At 63.2% G+C, this 20,815-nt stretch carries 19 protein-coding genes; 9 read left to right on the top strand and 10 right to left on the bottom strand.

The genetic code is table 11. From position 1 onward, the window contains the following. Window positions 1-176 precede the first annotated feature (176 nt). Both GPA27_RS03300 and GPA27_RS03295 read left to right on the top strand, forming a co-directional pair. Entirely contained in the window at window positions 177-1,337 is a 1,161-nt protein-coding gene (locus GPA27_RS03300) for an acyl-CoA dehydrogenase family protein (RefSeq protein WP_169137803.1), read from the top strand. 103 nt (window positions 1,338-1,440) lie between these two features. Beyond that, window positions 1,441-1,659 carry a hypothetical protein gene (locus tag GPA27_RS03295; protein WP_169137894.1) on the top strand — a complete coding sequence of 73 codons (219 nt, stop codon included), beginning with the start codon at window positions 1,441-1,443 and terminating at the stop codon, window positions 1,657-1,659. A gap of 53 nt (window positions 1,660-1,712) precedes the next feature. On the opposite strand, the gene GPA27_RS03290 is transcribed toward GPA27_RS03295, so the two are convergent. The 8 genes from GPA27_RS03290 to GPA27_RS03255 are packed head-to-tail and all read right to left on the bottom strand — an operon-like array spanning window position 1,713 to window position 9,721. Continuing rightward, a complete protein-coding gene (locus GPA27_RS03290; protein WP_169137801.1) occupies window positions 1,713-2,951 on the bottom strand; it encodes an acetyl-CoA hydrolase/transferase family protein in 1,239 nt (412 codons plus the stop codon). Beyond that, window positions 2,948-3,355: a MaoC family dehydratase gene (locus tag GPA27_RS03285; RefSeq protein ID WP_246260922.1), complete on the bottom strand. Its 408-nt coding sequence runs from the start codon at window positions 3,353-3,355 to the stop codon at window positions 2,948-2,950. Before GPA27_RS03285 ends, GPA27_RS03290 begins: the two co-directional genes overlap by 4 nt. 5 nt (window positions 3,356-3,360) lie before the next feature. Further along, window positions 3,361-3,807, bottom strand: a complete 447-nt coding sequence (locus tag GPA27_RS03280) for an FAS1-like dehydratase domain-containing protein (RefSeq protein WP_169137797.1) — start codon at window positions 3,805-3,807, stop codon at window positions 3,361-3,363. Then, window positions 3,804-5,354, bottom strand: coding sequence for an enoyl-CoA hydratase-related protein (locus GPA27_RS03275; protein WP_169137795.1), 1,551 nt, complete (start codon window positions 5,352-5,354; stop codon window positions 3,804-3,806). Before GPA27_RS03275 ends, GPA27_RS03280 begins: the two co-directional genes overlap by 4 nt. A 34-nt stretch (window positions 5,355-5,388) precedes the next feature. Next, entirely contained in the window at window positions 5,389-6,186 is a 798-nt protein-coding gene (locus tag GPA27_RS03270; RefSeq protein ID WP_169137793.1) for an enoyl-CoA hydratase-related protein, read from the bottom strand. Window positions 6,187-6,238: 52 nt separating this feature from the next. Then, the gene (locus GPA27_RS03265; RefSeq protein ID WP_169137791.1) at window positions 6,239-7,009 is read right to left on the bottom strand and encodes a glucose 1-dehydrogenase; all 771 of its coding nucleotides are present in this window, start codon (window positions 7,007-7,009) and stop codon (window positions 6,239-6,241) included. A 51-nt stretch (window positions 7,010-7,060) separates the two neighbouring features. Further along, the gene (locus tag GPA27_RS03260) at window positions 7,061-8,266 is read right to left on the bottom strand and encodes an acetyl-CoA acetyltransferase (RefSeq protein ID WP_169137789.1); all 1,206 of its coding nucleotides are present in this window, start codon (window positions 8,264-8,266) and stop codon (window positions 7,061-7,063) included. Window positions 8,267-8,278: 12 nt separating this feature from the next. Continuing rightward, the gene (locus tag GPA27_RS03255; protein WP_246260921.1) at window positions 8,279-9,721 is read right to left on the bottom strand and encodes a 3-oxoacyl-[acyl-carrier-protein] synthase III C-terminal domain-containing protein; all 1,443 of its coding nucleotides are present in this window, start codon (window positions 9,719-9,721) and stop codon (window positions 8,279-8,281) included. A 182-nt stretch (window positions 9,722-9,903) separates the two neighbouring features. Between GPA27_RS03255 and GPA27_RS03250 the strand changes: the two genes are divergently transcribed. The 6 genes from GPA27_RS03250 (at window position 9,904) to GPA27_RS03225 (ending at window position 17,291) form a co-directional block, all read left to right on the top strand. After that, window positions 9,904-11,982 carry an acetoacetate--CoA ligase gene (locus GPA27_RS03250; RefSeq protein ID WP_308446316.1) on the top strand — a complete coding sequence of 693 codons (2,079 nt, stop codon included), beginning with the start codon at window positions 9,904-9,906 and terminating at the stop codon, window positions 11,980-11,982. Then, window positions 11,979-12,893: an SDR family NAD(P)-dependent oxidoreductase gene (locus GPA27_RS03245; RefSeq protein WP_169137785.1), complete on the top strand. Its 915-nt coding sequence runs from the start codon at window positions 11,979-11,981 to the stop codon at window positions 12,891-12,893. The genes GPA27_RS03250 and GPA27_RS03245 overlap by 4 nt, the downstream gene beginning before the upstream one ends. 68 nt (window positions 12,894-12,961) lie before the next feature. Continuing rightward, window positions 12,962-13,447: a MarR family winged helix-turn-helix transcriptional regulator gene (locus tag GPA27_RS03240; protein ID WP_256222757.1), complete on the top strand. Its 486-nt coding sequence runs from the start codon at window positions 12,962-12,964 to the stop codon at window positions 13,445-13,447. 305 nt (window positions 13,448-13,752) lie between these two features. Beyond that, window positions 13,753-14,502, top strand: a complete 750-nt coding sequence (locus tag GPA27_RS03235) for an electron transfer flavoprotein subunit beta/FixA family protein (RefSeq protein WP_169137781.1) — start codon at window positions 13,753-13,755, stop codon at window positions 14,500-14,502. A 2-nt stretch (window positions 14,503-14,504) separates the two neighbouring features. Then, window positions 14,505-15,461, top strand: coding sequence for an electron transfer flavoprotein subunit alpha/FixB family protein (locus tag GPA27_RS03230; RefSeq protein ID WP_169137779.1), 957 nt, complete (start codon window positions 14,505-14,507; stop codon window positions 15,459-15,461). A 189-nt stretch (window positions 15,462-15,650) separates the two neighbouring features. After that, window positions 15,651-17,291 carry an electron transfer flavoprotein-ubiquinone oxidoreductase gene (locus tag GPA27_RS03225; protein WP_373322712.1) on the top strand — a complete coding sequence of 547 codons (1,641 nt, stop codon included), beginning with the start codon at window positions 15,651-15,653 and terminating at the stop codon, window positions 17,289-17,291. Between the two features lie 939 nt (window positions 17,292-18,230). Here the strand turns inward: GPA27_RS03225 and GPA27_RS03220 are convergent. Both GPA27_RS03220 and GPA27_RS03215 read right to left on the bottom strand, forming a co-directional pair. Beyond that, a complete protein-coding gene (locus tag GPA27_RS03220; protein ID WP_169137777.1) occupies window positions 18,231-19,745 on the bottom strand; it encodes a GGDEF domain-containing protein in 1,515 nt (504 codons plus the stop codon). Between the two features lie 394 nt (window positions 19,746-20,139). Beyond that, complete coding sequence (locus GPA27_RS03215) at window positions 20,140-20,343, bottom strand: hypothetical protein (RefSeq protein WP_246260920.1); 204 nt, start codon at window positions 20,341-20,343, stop codon at window positions 20,140-20,142. Here GPA27_RS03215 and GPA27_RS03210 point away from each other — a divergent pair. After that, window positions 20,335-20,808, top strand: a complete 474-nt coding sequence (locus GPA27_RS03210; RefSeq protein ID WP_211164810.1) for a DUF7064 domain-containing protein — start codon at window positions 20,335-20,337, stop codon at window positions 20,806-20,808. The genes GPA27_RS03215 and GPA27_RS03210 overlap by 9 nt on opposite strands. Window positions 20,809-20,815: the final 7 nt, after the last annotated feature.

Raw genomic sequence — 20,815 nt, 5'->3', positions numbered from 1 at the left:
TCTTCCGTGAACGAGCGTGAGCGTGTCCAATTCCTGATCCCATTCGCACGACACCCTGTTGTACGGTGGTAGGCGCTGCGTCCGAGCAAGCCCAGCCCAAATCGTCTCAATAATAGTATTGATATTTACTATATAGTAGTGTAGCGTACTGCTTGTGAGTCAACTTGGGGTCTGACATGATTGCGCGTACGTTATTCAACGAAGAGCACGAAATGTTTCGTCAAACCGTTCGAAAGTTTATCGAACGGGAGATCGCGCCGTACCACTATCAATGGGAGCAGGATGGCATCGTGCCCCGCGAGCTATGGCTCAAGGCTGGCGAGGCGGGGTTGCTCTGCTGCACGATTCCGGAAGAGTACGGCGGGCTTGGGCTCGACTATCTGTTCGATGTCGTGGTCTTCGAGGAGATGGCAAAGAGTGGCTTCACCGGCCCGGGCTTCCTGATCCATTGCGATCTGGTCGCCACTTATGTCAAATCGTTCGGTAGCGAGGAGCAGAAACGTTTCTGGTTGCCCAAAATGGTGAAGGGAGAGGCAATCGGTGCGTTGGGGATGACCGAGCCTCACGCGGGATCGGACCTCAAGAACATCCGCACGCGTGCCGTGCGTGACGGTGACGACTTCGTCATCAACGGGCAGAAGGTTTTCATCTCCAATGGCCAGATGTGCGATGTGCTGGTACTCGCAACGAAGACCAGCAGTGATGCCGGGGCCAAGGGCGTCACGCTGTTCCTGGTCGATACCAGTTTGCCGGGGTTCAAGCGGGGCAAGAACCTCGACAAGCTGGGGATGAAGGCTCAGGACACTTCAGAACTGTTCTTCGATGATCTTCGCGTCCCCGCGAGCAGCATGCTCGGGGAGGAGGGGCAGGGTTTCGCCTTGATGATGACCAAGCTTGCGCAGGAGCGTCTGGCGCAGGCAATCCGGTCGGCCGCCGTGGCCGAGGAGGTCATCGGCTATACGGTCGAGTACACAGCGGATCGGAAAGCATTTGGCAAGACCATTGCCGACTTCCAGAACACTCAGTTCAAGCTCGCTGAACTCAAGACAGAGGCGGTTTTGGGCCGTGTCTTCACTGACCGTTGCATCGAACTGTTCATGAAGGGGGAACTCGATGCCGTCGACGCAGCGATGGCGAAGATGTGGCTGTCGAACATGCACTGCAAGGTCGTGGACGAATGTCTGCAACTCTTCGGCGGATGGGGATACATGTGGGAATACCCGATTTCACGTGCCTATGCCGATGCGCGGATCGTGAAAATCGCAGGGGGTTCGATCGAGATCATGAAAGTGATCATCGGCCGGAGCCTGTTCTCGAAAGAAGAGGTGAGCCAGTAGCGTCGCATCGAGCTCAAGCTGAATTGATGCGGGAGTCGTGCAGCGCCTGTGCTGCGCGACTCCCGGGCCGGTGTTTGAATTCATTGCGGATTGGGGGATTACCATGCTGGATAGCTTTTTTGCGATCAGGCTGATTCTGCGCTATGGCACTGCAGCTGCGGTGGTTCTGGCGGTGTTGTGCGCCGTGGGCGGAGCGTTTCTGTTCTGGCCGATTATCGGTTGGTTCGCGGCACCGGCCGCCCTGTTTGCTGGTGGCCTTACCTTCTTGCTGTGCAAGAGTTACGTCGAACTCGTGACTATCGTCTTTCAGATGGTCAATTAGCTTGGCGCGTGGATTTGCGTTCGCTCAGCGACGCCGATTGACGGGGCTACGACTCAGAATGCGCGCAGCATGCCGTTCCACGCGCTCGCCAGCGCATCGCGGTGCTCGGGCGCCGCGATCGCGATCAGCGCCTGGGCGCGCGCGTCAAGCGACAGCCCGCGCAGTTCAGCGATGCCGTGCTCGGTGACGACGACGTCGGCGAGGTGACGGGGCAGGGTGCATAGCCCCTGATCGTTGAGTGCGGGCACGATACGCGACACCGTACCGCGTTTCGCTGTTGCCGCCATGCAGATTAGCGATCGTCCGCCGCGAGAGCGCAGCGCGCCCTGTGCGAAAGCGGGCAGGCCGCCGGCACCGGCCTGGATGCTGCCCGTCGCACGTTCGGAATTGACTTGGCCGAAGAGGTCCACTTCGATTGCCGAGTTAATGGCGACGAAGCGGGGGATTGCGCCGATTGCACCGACATCGTGAGTACGGCCGGCGTCGGTGAACCAGATCCGCTGGTTCTCGGCGACGAATCGATAGAAGTCCGGGGAGCCGAGCGCGACGCCGGTTGTGATCCGCGAGTCGCGGTCGAGTGCGCCGGCCTCCCAGAGCCGGCGGACGGCCTCCGAAACCATGCCGGTGTGAAGCTTGAGCCGCCGATGACCCGTCAGTGCGGATGCGAGCGCGGTCGGCACCGAACCGATGCCGAATTGCAGCGTGTCATGGTCCTGGATCAGCGACGCGACATGCCGACCGATGCGGTCCTCGATATCGGAGGCCGTAGCTTCTGCGAAAGCAAGTAGAGCACTTTCGGCTTCGATCGTGTCATGCAATTCGGAAACGTGCACTGTGAAGGTGCCGCGGGTGCGTGGTAGCGCAGGATTGATGTGCGCAACGCGGCGCTTTGCCCTTTTCCACACAATGGGCACAAAGTCGCTGCACAGACCAGGAGTGCAAAAGCCCTGCGCGTCGGGCGGGCTTAGCTGCACGTATGCAAGGTCGACCGGCTCCATTCCGTCGAGGTAACGGACGATACCCGGATAGTCGAGGCCGAGCAGATCGGCACGCCGCTCGCTCATTCCGCGTCGTATGGATGGCGACATGAAGAACGCGGTCTGCCGCACGGTCGGGTGAAGGGTAAGGTAGTCGGCCTTGCCGATCCCCGGAAACTGCACGCCGATGAAGTGCACATCGCGTGCGCGCTCCGGGTCGTCGGCAAGTTCGGCGAGCAGCAGCGGCGACTCCCCGGTCAACGCGGGGACGAAAACCCGGGCACCCGGGCGCAGCGCATCCGACAGGCGTTTCATGGTGCGGTCTTGTGCGCAGGGGCGGAGACTCGCGCCGAGCCGGCGACGAGTTCTTGGCCGGCGTCGTTGTGGCCCGCCAGTTCGTAGATAGCCACTCCTTCCTTGTCGACGCTGGTTAAGGTTCCTCTCAGCACGACGCGATCTCCGCGGGTCGCGGCGCCGAGGAAACGGACCGACAGCGAGCGCAGGGCCGCGACACCGAAGTGGCTTGTCAGCAGGCGCCCGCAGAAGGCCATCGTCAGCATGCCGTGAACCACTGGCCGCTCGAAGCCGGCGGCTTTTGCGACGTCGGCATCAAGGTGCAGCGGGTTGTGGTCGCCGGACGCTGCGGCGTATAGCGCCAAGTCCAGCGCGCTCACCGGTCCGCATTCGAGTTCGATGCGCTGGGGGCGGGGGGTGTTCATGCTGGTCATTCCTTCGGGTTGCGGACCACGATGATCTGGCGGCTCTCGCACACGGTGTCGCCTTCGCGTCGGAAGTGCGAATCCAGAACGATGAAGGTGAGCGCGCCGTCGCGCTTGTCATAGCTGTCGATTAGCGTTCGCGTGACCTCGATCCGGTCGCCGACATGCACCGGCGCGTGATACTCGAAGCTCTGCTCGGCATGCAGCACGGAGGCGACCGGAATACCGAGGATCTTGAGGATTTCCGCGGCGCTGCAGTGATCGGCCTCGATCGCGCGCAGGAAGGTGGGTGGTACCAAGCAGGCTGGATGGCCGGCGTCGCGGGCCGCACTTTCGTCGCGGTAGATCGGATCGGGCTCGCCGATCGCCTGGCAGAATAGTTGGACGCGCCAAGGATCGACGGCGACCGTCGACGGCTGCGTCGCGAACCCGATGTGCCGGGAGTCGATCATGCGTTGATACTCCTCAGTCGATCTTCGAGTTCGACCCATGCGCGCGCGAGTGCCGGCGGAACCGTTGTTTCGAGCCGCTCGCGGTGCTGCCACAGGTGCGTGAGCGGTCCGCCGCTGTATGCGGGCGTTACCCCTGCGGCGCAGGCTGCGACGTCCAGCACCTCGACGTCGGGGACGAGACCCTCTGCCGCGAGTTGCAGGGCTGCGAGCGCCTGCGCGTCGAGCAGTGCCGGGGCCTGGGGGGCGGCATAGGCCAGCCGCGCGAGTATGCTGCCTGCTCCATTCGTGCGATAGGGCAGGGCGCCGAGGTGAACTGCGAGGCAGGCAAGCATCTCGGCGGCCTCTTCATCGGCCCTGATCAGTTCGAGTACCCGACCGTAGGGGCCAAGCGGAGACAGCACCGCGGTCGGTGTCGTGAAAGTTTCGGTCATTGCAGTGTCGGCGAGGCTGCGGACCGCGATTTGCCGCCGGCGGCCACGCGTATCGAGGAGCTCGATCGTGTTCGTGGGCAATGCAACGTCGGGTGTCAGTAGGAGGCGCGATTTCGCCAGCGCGTCACGCCAGAGGGAGTCGGTCAATTCACCGAAGTTGATGCCTTCGATGCGCAGATCCTTCGGGGGGGCAAGATCGCGGTCGGCCCGCTGGCGGCTGAGAAACAGCGTCCGCACCATGTTGCCGGCCACTGGGTCGAACATCAGGCGCAGGAACTGGCGCATCTCGATCGCGCTGGCTTCGGCAAGCGGCTTGCCGGCGCCGAGCAGCACGCTGTTGATGATCGCGCCGTAGGCAGGGTAGTTCTCGAAGTCGGCATCGGTGACGCCATGCTCCCGCCCGACTGCGCGGACCGCATCTGGAGTGTGTTCCGGGATGCCGGCTTGGTTGTGATACGGAAATTTCGTGAGCACGTCGTAGGGCTGGCCTTGCAGACCGCGTGCCAGCGCCGAGGCTTCCGCGATCAGGTCGGCTGCCGGCACGGCGCGGGCGAAAATGCCTGCGGTGGTCGCATCGGCCGGACTCAGCGGACGGCCGCTCAGCAGCAACGACATGCCGGCCTTGAAACCGACGGTCCGGGGCAGGCGCTGCGTGCCGCCCGCGCCGGGCAGCAGACCCCAGCGCACCTCCGGCAGCCCGATCAGGCTGCGCGGATCGTCGCTGACGAGGCGTGCGCGGCAGGCGAGGGCGAGTTCCAGTCCGCCGCCGAGCGCCGTCCCGTTGACCGCTGCCACCCACGGTTTGGGCGAAGCTTCAATCCGCACGAACAGGCGACCGAGGCGGCCGCACAGCGTGAACATCTGCTCTTCCGTGTCGGTCCGGGCGCGATCCGTGAAGCCGCGGATCATGTCCAGATCGGCGCCGGCAAGAAACGCCGGCTTGCCGGAGGTAACGACGACGCTGCCGATCGCGGGCGTATCCTCGACGCGGTCGATCAGCGCCTCGAGCGCATCCATCAAGTCGGCCGAGAACACGTTCATGCTGCGGTCCGGCATGTCGATGAAGGCGGTCAGCACGCCGTCGCTCGCCAGTTCAGTGCGGATCAATTCGCTCACATCCTGCTCCGTCGGGTGGGGTTGGTGGGCGGTATCAGCCGGCGAATTTCTTGAAGTCCGGCTTGCGCTTCTCGTTGAACGCACGCACCCCTTCCTTCGACTCCTCGCTCTGGTAATAGCCTTTGACGGCGGCTACGCCCATGAAGCTGATGCCGCGGATGTTCTCGCTGTCGGCGTTGAACGAGCGTTTGGCGATCGCGATCGCAGTCGGGCTCATCTGGTTGATGTCGGCCGCCCAGGCTTCGCATTCCGCGTCCAGTTCTTCGTGCGGCACGACCTTGTTGACCAGCCCCATTTCCAGCGCCTCTTGGGCCTTGTAACGCTGGCAGCGGAACCAGATCTCGCGGGCCTTCTTTTCGCCGACCATGCGCGAGAGGTAGGCGGTACCGAAGCCGGGGTCCACCGAGCCGACCTTCGGCCCGACTTGGCCGAACTGCGCCTTTTCCGACGCGATGGTCAGATCGCAGATCGTTGCGAACACGTTGCCGCCACCGATGGCAAAGCCCTGCACGCGGGCAATCACGACCTTGCGGCAGTCGCGAATGGCCGACTGCAGTTCCTCGATCGGCAGGCCGACCATGCCGCGCGGGCCATACAGGCCGTCTTCGGACAGATGTACCTTCTGGTCGCCGCCGGTGCAGAAGGCCTTGTCGCCGGCGCCACCGAAGATAACCGTATTGACCGACTTTTCCTCGTCCGCGCGGCGGAAGGCGTGGATCAGTTCTTCGACGGTCTGCGTGCGGAAGGCATTGAAGACTTCCGGACGGTTGATGGTGATGCGGACGGCGTTCTCGCCCACTTCGTAGAGAATGTCCTTGTACTCGTTGCTCATGTCGGTAGTCCTGTGTGGAGTGGTGTGCTGAAAGGATTTCGGTGTCGGGCGCTCAGCCATGCATCGTCAGGCCGCCAGAGATACTGATGGTCTGTCCGGTGATGAATGAGGCGTCATCGCTTGCGAGGAAGGCCACCATCCCGGGGTAGTCGTCCGGCACGCCGATGCGGCCGACCGGAACGCTGCGGACCATCCCGTCGCGGATCTTCTGGCCCTGCTCGCCGGTGCCGACGAAGGCGTCCATCGCGGGCGTATCGGTCGGGCCGGGACAGACGTTGTTGATCAGCACATTGCTGCGCGCGAGTTCACGTGCCAAGGCCTTGCTGAATGCGATCGTGGCACCCTTGCAGCCGGAGTAGACAACCTCGCCGGTCGATCCGACACGGCCCGCATCGGACGCGATGTTGATGATGCGGCCGCACTTGCGGTTTGCCATGCCTTGGGCGACGGCGTGTGTCATGTGCAGGGGACCGAACCAGTTGATGCCGACGACCTTCTTCCAGAATGCCTCGTCGGTCTTCAGGAAAGGCATGGGCGTATCCCAGCCGGCGTTGTTCACCAGGATGTCGGTGCCGGTGCCGGTCGCAGCCTCGAAGGACTGCACTGCCGCGACGACACCCGCGTAATCGGTGATGTCGCAGGTGACGGCGCGGCCCTTGCCACCGGCGCTCTCAATCGCGGCGACGGTTTCCGCTGCGCCTTCGGCGCGGATGTCGAACACGCCGACTGTCACGCCTTCTTCGGCGAGCCGAAGCGCGATCGCGCGTCCGATCCCGCTGCCCGCCCCGGTGACGATGGCGGTCTTGCCCTTGAGTCCTCGCATTCGATGTCTCCTTGAGTCGCTATGGTTGTTGATGGTGCTGCATAAGTGCTGTCAGGCGCCGAGTCGCCCGACGATGGAAATCGCGCAGACGTTCTGGTGGGGGTGACCACCGAGATTCTGCGTCAGGCCGAGATCGACGCGCGGCAGTTGCCGTTCGCCGGCGCGACCGTGGATCTGCTGGTAGATCTCGTAAATCATGCGGAGTCCGGAAGCGCCGATCGGGTGCCCAAAGCACTTCAGGCCGCCGTCGGGTTGCACCGGTAGTGCGCCGTCGCGGTCGAACACGCCGTCGAGCACGTCGTAGATCACTCGCCCGCTCTCGCTGAAGCCGAGGTCCTCCATCAGCACGGCTTCGGTGATCGAAAAACAGTCATGCACTTCCGCCATCTGGATCTGCGTACGAGGATTATCGACGCGCGCACTCGCATAAGCGCGTGCGGCGGCGGTGCGCGCCGTCGCGATATGTGCGCCGTCCCAATTGCTGAAGCCGGCTTCCTCGCCATTGCTGACAGATACTTCGAGTGCCTTGATGGTCACGGTTTCGATGTCCGGGCGCAGCCGCCGCGCGATCTCCGGCGTGGTGACGATCGCGCACGCCGCGCCGTCGCTGACGCCGCAGCAGTCGTACAGCCCCAGCGGCTCGGCAATCATCATCGCCTTCAGCACATCCTCCTCGGTGATGCGGTTGCGCAGGTGCGCTTTCGGATTAAGCGCCCCATTGGCGTGACTCTTGACCGAGACGTGCGCCATCGCGCGTTTGAGGTCGGCCATGTCGACGTGGTGTTTCGCTGCATAGGCTGATGCGAGCTGCGCGAATGCGCCCGGAGCGGTGGCATTCGGCAACCACAGGTCGTTATTGACCCCGCGGGTGCGCACCGGCAGCCCGCCGTAGCCGGTATCCTTGAGCTTCTCGACCCCGAGCGCGAGCACGATGTCGTAGGCGCCAGAGGCGACCGCGTACGCGGCGCCCCGCAGTGCCTCGGTGCCGGTCGCACAGGCGTTCTCGACGCGCGTCGCGGCAATGCGCGGCAGGCGTAGCGCTTGCGCCAGCGGTACCGCCGTCTTGCCGACGTTGTTTTCCTCGAGGCACACGCCGAACCACGCGGCTTCGATCTGCGACGCGGCGATGCCTGCGTCGGCGATCGCCTCATTGAACGCTTCGATCATCAAGTCTTCCGGACCGCAGTCCCAGCGCTCGCCAAAGCGCGAGCAACCCATTCCGAGAATTGCGACCTTGTCGCGAATACCTCTAGCCATCTGGCTGTCTCCTTACTGTCCGCGAGCCGGCGTGGCTTTCCAGAAATAGCGCCGGAAGCCTCGTTTCGAATCGAAATCCTTGATGCGGAACACCATTCGCAGCGGCAGGCCCACCTGCAGCTCATCCGGGTCGGTGTCTGCGAATTCCATCAACACTCTGCCGCCGCCTTCGAAATCGATGTGACCGAACTGGAAAGGCGGGCAGGGGGAATAGGCGAGCCAGTCACTCGTATGCGACAGCACTCGCGCCGGCAGGTTGGCCAGACTCTTAGCCTCCTGCGTGTCCTGTGCACGACATTCCGGGTTTACGCACAAGCGCGAGCGCGGGAACTGGACCGTTCCGCAACTCGAGCAGCATCCGCCCTCGAAATGACTGATCTTCGTGCACTCGCGCCACGCGGCGGTGAGTGCGGTCTTGTTGTCGATCTCCGAGCGCATGCCCCATTCGAGCGTGACTTGGCCAGTGAAGGACAAGTACTTCATATAGCTTGCTTCGGACTTGCCATCGTCGGTTACCCGTTTGGCGATTGGCTGTTCGGTGCGCCGAAGCAGCAACGCGTCGCAGCCGCTGCCGAACGCGACGACCAGGATCAGTGCGCCCGGCGCCGCGGCGCGCAAGGCCGAATCCAGCATCGCGAGCGGCTGCGCGCCGCCGAGATCGCCAATTGACTCGAAATCAGTTGGGACGACGGTCTCGGGACGGATGCCTGCGCGTTTCGCGACCGCGTCATTGACGCGGGATAGCGGTGCCGGCATGGCGAAATGGGCGATGTCGCTCGCGGCGATGCCGGCCGCCGCGAGGCAGCTTGCGATCGCCCCGGTGGCGATCTTCATGTAGCCCTCGTCGCGCACCCAGCGTTCTTCCCAACCATAGTCGTAGTTCGAGCCGCTCTCGCGAAAGTGATCGACGAAGTCCGCCTGCACACTATGGCTTGCGACGAAGGTCGCGATCGCCGGACCGGAACCGATCAGCACACCCGCGGCGCCGTCGCCGAAGATCATTTCCTGCGTGCTCGCCGGGCGGGCGACGCGGCGCTCTGCGGCAAGTACGACGCGGTGCCCGGGCACTGCGTGACGCAGCGCGCTGACGAACTCGGTGAAGGCGGCGCGCGCGCTCGATGCCACGTCACGGACCGCCAGTTCGTTCCCGAGGCCGAGTGCCGAGGCGACGATCCCGGCATTGATGCGTTCGACGAACGGCAGCGTTGTCGAGGCGAGCGTCAATTCGACCGGCTTGATGTCGGGTAAGTCGGCGAGCAATGCGCGAGCGGCCTCGACGGCCATCGTCACGCTGTCTTCGTCCCAGTTCGCAATCGTGCGGCGGCCCTTTGCGACGGACTTCAATCCCTGAGCCATCCACCGGTGCTCGGCAAAGATGGCGCTGCGTTCGAGTCTCAGGCGTGGCAGGTAGCGGCTCGTGGACAGCACGCCATGAATGTCTTGAGAGTTGTTCATATGGAGACCGGTGTTGGTTGTTTCCCTGAAAAAACGAGCGCGATCAGGGGAGATCGCTTTCGACTCTCGTGCCCGAACGGTACAGGTAAGAAGTATTGCGTCTTACCGTCATGTAGCACACAATACACTAGTGCAATAACTGGAGGCAAGCCCCTCTTTCGACGTTTCAGAACGTCGACCTGGTGGTGGGGAGCACAGGCGGCACGGACCTTGAACGAGAGGAGACTGCGGTGGCAAATACAGTAAAGCTGCGTGAATGGGTGGGAGCGCGATACGCGGTGAGCCTTCCCGATTACAACGCATTGCGCGCATGGTCGGTTCGGGATTTGCCGGCGTTCTGGAGTGGTATGTGGGAATACTTTGAAGTCGAATCGCCGACCCCGTATACGGTGGCGCTTCAGGACCGGAAGATGCCCGGCGCCCAGTGGTTTACAGGTGCGCAGGTCAATTACGTGCAGCACTTGTTACGCCATGTGGAGGCGGGCGACCGTGCCAAAGTCCCGGCGATCGTCTTCCGCAATGAGCGCTTGCAGGGCGAAGATCGCAGCCGCGAGATCGGTTGGGTGGAGCTTGCGCGGCGCGTCGCCGCGGTTGCTGCGGCATTGCACGGAATGGGAGTGCGACGTGGCGACCGGGTTGCGGCCTATCTGCCGAACATTCCCGAAGCGGTGATCGCATTCCTCGGTTGCGCTTCACTCGGTGCAATTTGGAGCCAGTGCGCGCCGGACATGGGTATCGCGACCGTGCGCGACCGTTTCAAGCAGATCGAACCGAAGGTGCTGATCGCATGCGACGGTACGGTCTATGGCGGCAAGCTCGCCGATCGTCGCGAGCTGATCGCATCGCTGTTACCGACGCTGCCGAGCGTCGAGACGCTGGTCCTTGTGCCGTATCTGGAGGAGGCGAGCGGCATGCCGGCTGAACTGCCTGATCTCGGCGAGTGGCGTGGACAGATCTCGCTGTGGCAGGACTGCGTGGGTTTTGCCGGCGCGCGGTCACCTGAATGGGTGCGTTTCGACCACCCACTGTGGATCGTCTATAGCAGCGGCACGACGGGGCTGCCGAAACCGATTGTTCATGGGCACGGCGGCGTGATGCTCGAGATGCTCAAGCTGCACGCTTTCCATCTGGACCTCGGCCCGAGTGCCGAGACCGGCGACCGTTTTCATTGGTACAGCAGTTCGGGCTGGGTCATGTGGAACTTGCAGATCTCGGCGCTGCTGCTTGGCACGACGATCTGCCTCTACGACGGCCATCCGTCTTTTCCTGCCGCGGACACCTTGTGGCACTTCGTCGAAGACGTCGGCGCGACCTTCCTCGGTGCAGGCGCGGCCTATTACACCGGCTGTATGAAGGTGGGGGTCGAGCCACGCAAGGTGATCGATACGTCGAGGCTGAAGGGGCTGGGCTCGACCGGATCGCCACTTCCACCCGAGGCGTATCGATGGAGCTACGAGCAGGTGTGCGAGGACCTCTGGTGGGGGGTCATTTCCGGCGGTACCGATATCGCGAGCGCCTTCCTTGGGGGGACACCGGAGTTGCCGACGGTGCCGGGCGAAATGCAGGGCGTGTGCCTCGGCGTTGACGTGCAGGCGTGGAACGAGGCCGGACAACCGGTGATTGACGAGGTCGGCGAACTCGTTGTTGTCCAGCCGATGCCGTCGATGCCGCTGATGTTCTGGAACGACGATGGCAATCGGCGCTATCTCGACAGTTATTTCGACATGTTCCCGGGTGTCTGGCGGCATGGCGACTGGCTGCGCATCACGCCCGACGGCGGTGCGGTGATCTACGGGCGCAGCGATGCAACGCTGAACCGTCACGGTCACCGGATGGGTACCAGCGAGCTGTACAGCGCTGTCGAGGCCGCACCCGAAGTGTTCGACAGCCTCGTCGTCGACATCGAGTACCTCGGGCGCGCCAGCTTCATGTCGCTGTTCGTCGTCCTGCAGCCCGGGCTCGAGCTAGACGATGCTTTGGTCGCAGAGCTGCGCCGACGCATCCGCGACGGCGTCTCGCCGCGCTTCCTGCCCGACGAGATCGTCCAGGTCGCCGAGATTCCCCGCACCCTGACTGGCAAAAAGCAGGAGCTACCGGTGAAGAAACTGCTGCTCGGCAAGCCGCTCGCCGAAGTGGTGAACAAGGATGCCTGCGCCAATCCCGATGCACTGGACTGGTTCGTCGATTTTGCGCGACGCCGCGAAGCGGCTGCGGGCCATCGAACATTCATGCGTGACAAACCCCAAGGAGCAAATTCATGAGCAAACTATTGGAAGGCAAAGTGGCACTGGTAACTGGTGCCGGTCGTGGGGTCGGTCGCGGCATCGCGCTGGAACTCGCACGCGCAGGTGCGTGCGTCGTCGTCAACGACCTCGGCGCGACCCTCGACGGGAAAAGCGACGGCGGGCAGCCGGCACAGGAAGTCGTGGCGGAGATCGAAGCACTCGGCGGACGAGCGATCGTCAATGGCGGATCGGTCGCCGACTGGGACGCGGCGCAGGCAATGGTTGCAGAGGCGGTCGGCGCGTTCGGGCGGCTGGACATTGTCGTCAACAATGCAGGCATCCTGCGCGACACGATCTTCCATCGCATGACCGAGCAGGAGTTCGACGACGTCGTCGCCGTACACCTCAAGGGCAGCTTCAACGTCAGCCGGGCTGCGGCGCCAGTCTTCAAGGAGCAGAACGGCGGTGTCTACGTGCACATGACATCGACCTCGGGGCTGGTCGGCAACTTCGGCCAAGCGAACTACAGCGCGGCAAAGCTTGGCGTCGTCGGTCTGTCGAAGTCGATCGCGCTCGACATGCAGAAATTCGGCGTGCGCTCGAACGCGATCGCACCCTTCGCCTGGACGCGCATGATTGATTCGATTCCGAGCGAAACGCCCGAGCAGCAGAAGCGTGTCGAAGGACTCAAGAAGCTGGTGCCGGAAAAGGTTGCACCCTTCGTCGTCGCGTTGTGCGCCGATGCGGCGCATGAGGTGACCGGCCAGGTGTTCGGCGTTCGCAACAACGAAATCTATCTTTTCAGTCAACCTCGCCCAATTCGCACTGCGCATTGCGGCGAAGGATGGACACCGGAAGCCGTCCTCGAAACGGCGCTGCCGATGTTCAAGGCCGACTTTTATCCCCTCGACCGTTCCGCGGACGTATTCACGTGGGAGCCGGTGTAGATCGGGAGTAAACTGTTCGCATGCTTACTGTAAGGATGCTCGCCACGAAAGTGGCGAGCCCGACGACGATGCCACCTGCCGACACCGACTGGGAACTGCGCCTAGGATTCCTGATTCATGACGTTTCGCGGCTGCGGCGCAGTGCTTTCGACCGCTGCCTCAAGCCGCTCAATGTCACCCGCTCTCAGTGGTGGGTGCTCGCCTACCTGTCGCGCGGGGAGGGCATGGCGCAATCACAACTTGCCGAGGAACTCGATCTCGGCAAGGTCGCGATTGGTGGACTGATCGACCGACTCGAAAAGAGCGGGCTGGTAAGGCGCGAATCGGATCCGAGTGACCGTCGTATCAAGCGAATCTTCCTGAGCCCGAAAAGCAATGAGCTGATCGAGACCATGCGTGCCGTGAGCCACGAACTCAATGCGCAGATCCTTTCCGGGCTGAGCGAAGAGAGTCTGACCATCACGGCGGCGACCCTCGGCGCGATGAAGCACAACCTGATGCAGTACCTCGATGCGTCGGACGGCGAGAATCAGGATGCGGCCGAGCCGGCTTGACACGACGCGGGCAACCCAGGCTGCAGCGCGCTGACACTGACGTCAGTTCCACAGTAGTGCTCAGGCGGACTCCGACGCGAATGTGTGGATTCCGCTCTGCAATTCCATGTGCGCCCATTCTGCGACTTCCCTCTTGCGTGCAAACAGTTGTGTAGGGTATCGTATGGATGCATACCAACAACCGCTTCTCTGAACCTTGCGTCTTCAGACCGGTTGGTTGTGACGATAGGTGATGTCGTGGATTCCTAGGGGAACCAGGCAATCGCATGGATGAACCCGGCCGGTCGAAATCGTGGAGTGAAGCAATGAAGATCCTGGTACCCGTCAAACGCGTAGTCGATTACAACGTCAAGGTGCGAGTCAAAGCGGACGGCACGGGTGTTGATATCGCGAACGTGAAGATGTCGATGAACCCCTTCGACGAGATTGCAGTGGAAGAGGCGGTGCGGCTGAGGGAAGCCGGCATCGCCACCGAGGTGGTGGCGGTTTCCTGCGGCGTCACGGCCTGCCAGGAGACGCTGCGCGCGGCGATGGCGATCGGTGCCGACCGCGGCATCCTGGTCGAGACGGATGTCGAGCTGCAGCCGTTGGCGGTGGCGAAGCTGCTTAAGGCGCTGTGCGACAAGGAGCAGCCGACGGTCGTGATCGGCGGCAAGCAGGCGATCGACGACGACTCGAACCAGACCGGCCAGATGCTGGCCGCGCTGATGGGCTGGCCGCAGGCCACCTTCGCCTCGAAGGTCACCCTCGGTGACGGTGTGGCGACGGTGATGCGCGAGATCGACGGCGGTCTCGAAACCCTCGAGATCAAGCTGCCGGCGGTCGTTACCACCGACCTGCGTCTGAACGAGCCGCGCTACGCGACGCTGCCGAACATCATGAAGGCGAAGAAGAAGCCGCTCGACACCGTGAAGCCCGCGGATCTGGGCGTCGACATCGCTCCGCGTCTGGCGACGCTGAAAGTCGCCGAGCCCCCGAAGCGCAGTGCCGGCGTGCGCGTGGCAGATGTCGCGCAACTCGTCGACAAGCTCAAGAACGAAGCGAAGGTGATCTGATCATGGCGATCCTGGTACTTGCAGAACACGACAATCAAACGATCAAGGCGGCGACGCTCAACACCGTTGCCGCCGCCGCGAAACTCAGTGGTGAGATCCACGTGCTGGTCGCCGGCGCCAACTGCGCCGCCGCCGCGAGTGAGGCCGCGAAGATCGCCGGCGTCGCGAAGGTCCGCGTGTCCGATGCCGCGCACTACGAATCGCACACCGCCGAGAACGTCGCCGCACTCGTCGTTGCCCTCGTTGCCAATGAGGTGGCCGGCTACAGCCACATCCTCGCGCCAAGCACCGCCAACGGAAAGAACGTCGCGCCGCGCGTCGCGGCGCTGCTGGACGTCGCACAGATCTCCGACGTCACCGGTATCGAATCGGCCGACACCTTCGTGCGCCCGATCTACGCCGGCAACGCCATGGCGACGGTGAAGTCCTCCGACGCCGTGAAAGTGCTGACCGTGCGCACCACCGCCTTCGAAGCGGCGGCAATGTTGGCAAATGAGGGCGGCGCGGCGAGCATCGAGCCCCTCGCTGCCGGCCTCGACCTGGGCCTAACGACGCTGAAGGGCCGCGAGCTCACCAAGAGCGCGCGCCCCGAACTCGGCGCCGCGAAGATCATCGTCTCGGGCGGCCGCGGTCTGGGCAGTGGCGAGAACTACCACAAGCTGCTCGAACCGCTCGCCGACGCCCTCGGCGCGGCCCTCGGCGCTTCGCGTGCCGCGGTCGATGCGGGCTACGTGCCGAACGACTATCAGGTCGGCCAGACCGGCAAGATCGTCGCCCCGCAGCTCTACATCGCGGTCGGCATCTCGGGCGCGATCCAGCACCTCGCCGGCATGAAGGACTCCAAAGTGATCGTCGCGATCAACAAGGATCCGGAAGCACCAATCTTCCAGGTGGCCGACTACGGGCTGGTGGGTGATCTGTTCGAGGTGGCTCCGGAATTGACCTCCGCGCTCGCCTAGCCCGCAGCCATTTGATCCCTCTCCTCGATCTTCGGCGATCTCAGTGCTCCCTCTCTCCGGATGTCGCCGGGGCTTCACCCGGCTCGGTGAATCGTGAATTTTCCGAGCCGGTTCTTTTTGAATTGAAACGATATAACAACAATTCGGTGTCCCGGATCCGGTACCCGCATTCAGTGGAGATGGTTACTCATGCGCGAATCGATGGAATTCGACGTCCTGATCGTCGGCGGCGGGCCTGCGGGGCTGGCCGCGGCGATCAGGTTGAAGCAACTGGCGGCCGAGAAAGGCAGCGACATCTCCGTCTGCCTGATCGAGAAGGCCGCCGAGATCGGCGCGCACATTCTCTCGGGCGCGGTGATGGACCCGCGGGCGCTGAACGAGCTGATCCCCGACTGGAAGGAACAGGGCGCGCCGGTCACGACCGCTGTCACCGAAGATCGCGTGATCTTCCTCAACGAAACGCGCGGCCGCAAGGTGCCCACCGGCCTGCTGCCGGACTGTTTCCTGAACCACGGCAACTACATCGTGCGCCTGGGCAACGTCGCCAAGTGGCTCGGCGAGCAGGCCGAAGCACTGGGCGTCGAGGTCTATCCGGGTTTTGCGGGGGCCGAGATCCTGTTCGACGAGACGGGCGCCGTGAAGGGTGTGGCGACCGGCGACATGGGCGTCACGCGCGAAGGCGAGCAGGGCCCCGCCTACCAGCCGGGCATGGAGCTGCACGCGAAATACACGCTGTTTGCCGAAGGCTGCCGCGGGCACCTGGGCAAGCAGCTCGAAGCGCAGTTCAACCTCAGGAACGGAGTCGATCCGCAGACCTACGGCATCGGCCTGAAGGAACTGTGGGAAGTGCCCGCCGAGCGTCATGAGCCGGGCGTGGTCGTGCACACCACCGGCTGGCCCCTGCCCTCGGACACCTACGGCGGCGGCTTCGTCTATCACCTCGAGGACAAGCTCGTGGCGATCGGCTACGTGGTGGGCCTCAACTACACCAATCCGCACCTGTCCCCGTTCGAGGAATTCCAGCGCTACAAGACGCATCCGGAGATCCGCAAGTATCTCGAAGGCGGCAAGCGCCTCGCCTACGGCGCGCGCGCGATCGCCGCGGGCGGGTTGCAGAGCCAGCCCAAGCTGGTGTTCCCGGGCGGTGCGCTGATCGGCGACGACGCGGGCTTCCTCAACGCCGCGCGCATCAAGGGCAGTCACGCAGCGATCAAGAGCGGCATGCTCGCGGCGGAAGCGGCTTTCGGCGCGGTGGCCGCTGAACGTCAGCGCGACGAACTCGCCGCCTTCCCGGAAGCCTTCCGTTCGAGCTGGCTGTACGAGGAACTGCACAAGACGCGCAACTTCAAGCCCTACATGAAGAAGGGCCTGTGGATGGGCTCGCTGCTGTTCGGCATCGACCAGAAGGTGCTCAAGGGCAAGGCACCGTGGACGCTGCACAACAGCGCTGACCACGACAAGCTCAAGCTCGCCTCGGAATGCCCGAAGATCGACTACCCCAAGCCCGACGGCGTGCTGACCTTCGATCGACTCTCCTCGGTGTTCCTGTCGAACACCAACCACGAGGAAGACCAGCCCTGCCACCTGCAGCTCAAGGATACGTCGGTGCCGATCGCGGTGAACCTCGCGAAGTACGACGCCCCGGAGCAGCGCTATTGCCCGGCCGGTGTGTACGAGATCGCCCGCGACGAATCGGGCTCGAACCCGCGCCTGCAGATCAACGCGCAGAACTGTGTGCACTGCAAGACCTGCGACATCAAGGACCCGACGCAGAACATCAACTGGGTCGTGCCGCAGGGCGGCGAAGGGCCGATCTACCAAGGGATGTAGCCATCCTTTTCCTTTCGGAAAGGTGCCAACTTGGCGCTTGACGGTTTACTCTCCTCCTCTCCCTTTCCTTCACGCGCGGCACCTTTCCATTTTTTTACTGCAGGTCGTCGGGGGACCCGATGGGGCACTGCTCAGTTCTCTGCGTGCACGTGACAGTTCATCGATTGAGCTTTGCCAGCATTTTCCTTCTCGATTTTCCCCCTACAACGTGCTCCTTCACGAGGGGGATAATGTGAAGTGCGACAGGGGGCTCGGTGCCGCCCGCTTAAGGGGCAGCGGCTAGCCACAGCGCAGCTGCGGCTGCACGTGCAAGCGAGAGTGCGCTCATCGTGATTCGAGGACTTCTTTCGCCGTGTCTGCGGCCGCTCTGGCGAGATGCCGAACGGGAATCAGCGTGCGTGAGATTTGCGTGACTTCATGAAGCACCATCCTGCTGGCACCATGCATCTGCAACGGGCGCGTGGTGTTGACGATCAATAAAAACAGTCACTTAAAAGTGACGACCGAGTTGTGGCTCCAGTTGTCACCGGTTCGATCCCGGTATGTCGCCCCAGTAATACCCAAGAAAACCGCCGGTTTTGGCGGTTTTTTTATGCCATAGAGCTGCCGCCTTCAGCCTCACAAGGTGAGATTCGCGTGACTTCGCATTGCTCACGATGAGAGTCAGGGTCCGTGCGTCGGGCATGGCCGAAGCCCACCAGTTCCGCCGCTGCGATCAGCTCGCGGAGCTTGGCGGCTGGATGCAGTTGGTCCTGTACCCAACTTTAGTCAGGTGCATCTCCGTACGGTCTTCATCAAGATCCTCCGCAGGGACTCCCGACAAAACATCAATGAAAGGGGATTCCCGCGGACGCTGCGAGGCTGGTTTCGCAGCAATTGGAACTGGATGGGGACACCAGATGGACGCAAGCATCACCGTTTCGCGAGTCAGGGCGACTCCTATCCTCTTTTCGCCCGGTACATGTCGGCGTCCGCGTGACACAGCAGGGCATCCGGGTCACGTCCGTCCTTGGGGAAGAAGCTGGCGCCGATGCTGACGGAGACGGTCGCGGAATGTGTGCCCAGCTCATACGGTTCGCCCACGATCTGGCAGATCTTGTCGGCGATCGCCTGGGCGTGGCGTTCCAGGGTCGGTCCTTCGAGGAGCACGACGAATTCGTCGCCGCCCAGTCGCGCGACCGTGTCTTCTTCCCGCACGGCGTGGGTCAGGCGCCGGGCCGCTTCGACGAGCAGGGCGTCGCCCGCGGCATGCCCCATCGTGTCATTGACCTCCTTGAAACGATCCAGATCCAGGAACAGCAGCGCAAAGGTCTCGTGCTTGCGTTGCGCGCGGACAATGGCCTGTTGCAGCCGGTTGTGCAGCAAACTGCGGTTGGGCAATCCGGTCAGCGCGTCGTGATCCGCCGCGTGCGTCAGCTCTTCCTCCCTTTGCAGCGCCTCGGTCACGTCGCGCAGGATCGACACGGCGCCCACGACCTTCCGGTGGCGGTCGTACAGAGGCGTTGCCAGCTCTTCGATGACGCGCCTGTCTCCGCCGTTGAGCACCATGACCGTCTGTTTCGTGATGTGGCAAGCCCTGTTCAGCGTGTCTTCCATGGCGGTGCTGGTCCGTTCGTGCAACTCGCGGTCGAAGCTCTCGAACACCTCGCTTGCGGGACGGCCTCGCGCGCTGTCGGAAGAGCAGCCGCAGATTCCTTCGGCGACAGAATTCAGGTACTCGATGCGGCCGTCGGCGTCGATCAGCGCGACGCCCTCACCGATGGAGCTCAGGACCGTCAGCAGCCGATCCTTCTCCAATAGCAGGGCTTGCTCGGCACGGTCGCGCCGCCTGTTCTCCTCTTCCAGCTCGCGTTTGTCGAAGCGCAGGATCAACGACGTCCGAACCGAGCGATTGAAACTCAACGCCGTAATCAGCATTCCGATGAGGAAGATCGAGGTCATGACGCCCATGACCGTGTGCAGTGTCGTACCGAGCATGAGGTAGCGAAACGCCAGGGGCAGCAGCGTCGGGAGCAGGAACGCCAGGCAGGCCTCCATCCTGAATGCCAGGACGGTAATGCTGCCGGCGGACATCCCGGCGAGGACGAAGGCGACGAATACCTCGTGGGCGGTCGATGTGCTCGGGATCATGACAAAAGCCGTCGCCCCCCAGACGGAGCCGGCGAGGGCGGTTCCGGTCACGTAAGCGGAATTCCATCGGTGCGCTGCGTCAGGAGCAGTGCGGGCGCGGACATATCGCCGCACCAGCCAGGTGCGCAGTGCCGTCACCGACACCAGCGCCCCATACCAGGCGAGCAAGGCGGAAAAGGCGACATGAGAGCCCTGAACGAATGCCAGGATCGCGCCATTGACGAGCGTGATGGCATACGCCTGCGGCGCGTTCCTGTAGAGCAAGGCAACCAGTTCAGCGTTTAGCTGAACGGAATACTTGCGCTCGACGTCGCCATGTTCCATGAACGTCCCGCATGACCGCGCCCCGTGGGCGACGTTTGCAAGTACCGGACCCCAAAAAATACATCGAGCACGACGATCGATTCGTGCGGACGGCGTCCCGATCCCATATAAATACAATGTAGGCCAGAATCGAAAGACTTTCGCTCGGATCGACGAACCGACACGACCTGCGGCGGTTGAGACCGGACGAATGGGCGTGGAAGGGCTTGCCGCCGGCCATCCGGTCGTGGTGTTGCAGAACCTCCGCCTTGATTGGGCACCCCGGTGGCACCATGCGGTGGTGCCGCGCTCCGGACGGGGGACGGGATCGAAAAAAGGCCCGCTCGCGCGGGCCGAATCTCCGATCCGAGGAGGAGAGAGGGATCAAGTCGGAGAGAGGAGCAAAACCTGGCGGCTAGACCGGGTCCCAGGTAAAGACGTCGCCGGAGCGGTGCAGCGGATAGAAGTCGTTCTCGAACATCGGGAACTCACGCTCGATGACCGACTCCGGCGTCCAGCCGTCCGCGGTGTGGGCGGTGCGGATCGGACGTGACTGGGAGAAGAGGTAGATCTCGTTGTTCTCGATGGCCGCGAAATTCCCTTCGATACGATGGGACACCGCGATCATTCCTGGGGTACCCGTGACTGGTATTTCTCGCAGCATTGGAAGTGGCTAGAAGCGCAGTCCGGACCGGATCTGGTGGTGCACTTCTGGGAGGTCGAGGCGCTCGGTCGGAAGGTGTTGCGCGGCTACGTCCTGCGCGACGGCGAGATGGCGGAGGTCAACGGCGTCGACATGAGCTTCGAGCACGACGCGCGGCTTGCGCATACCGCGGTGCTCGCCGACGTGCGCGACGAGCTCGGGCGCAGCACACGGGTCGAGGGGCGCACCTTCGCGCTCTACCCGTTCGTGGTGAGTCCGCAGGTCATGCTGAACGAAGGGTCTATGAGCGTGACGATCGACGGCAAGCCGGGCGTTGGCCATGTCGAGATGTGCTGGCCGAGCGCCTATCTGGAGCACGTTTGCACCCGCGACATTTCGGCGGGTTCCCCTGTCATCCGTGGTCTGCCCTCGGCGGGCTAGAGGCATT

The sequence above is a fragment of the Aromatoleum toluolicum genome (assembly GCF_012911005.2).
GTDB classification, from domain to species: Bacteria; Pseudomonadota; Gammaproteobacteria; order Burkholderiales; family Rhodocyclaceae; genus Aromatoleum; species Aromatoleum toluolicum.
The sequence above is the reverse complement of the archived record's forward strand: the minus strand, read 5'-3'. Positions and strand labels throughout refer to the sequence as shown.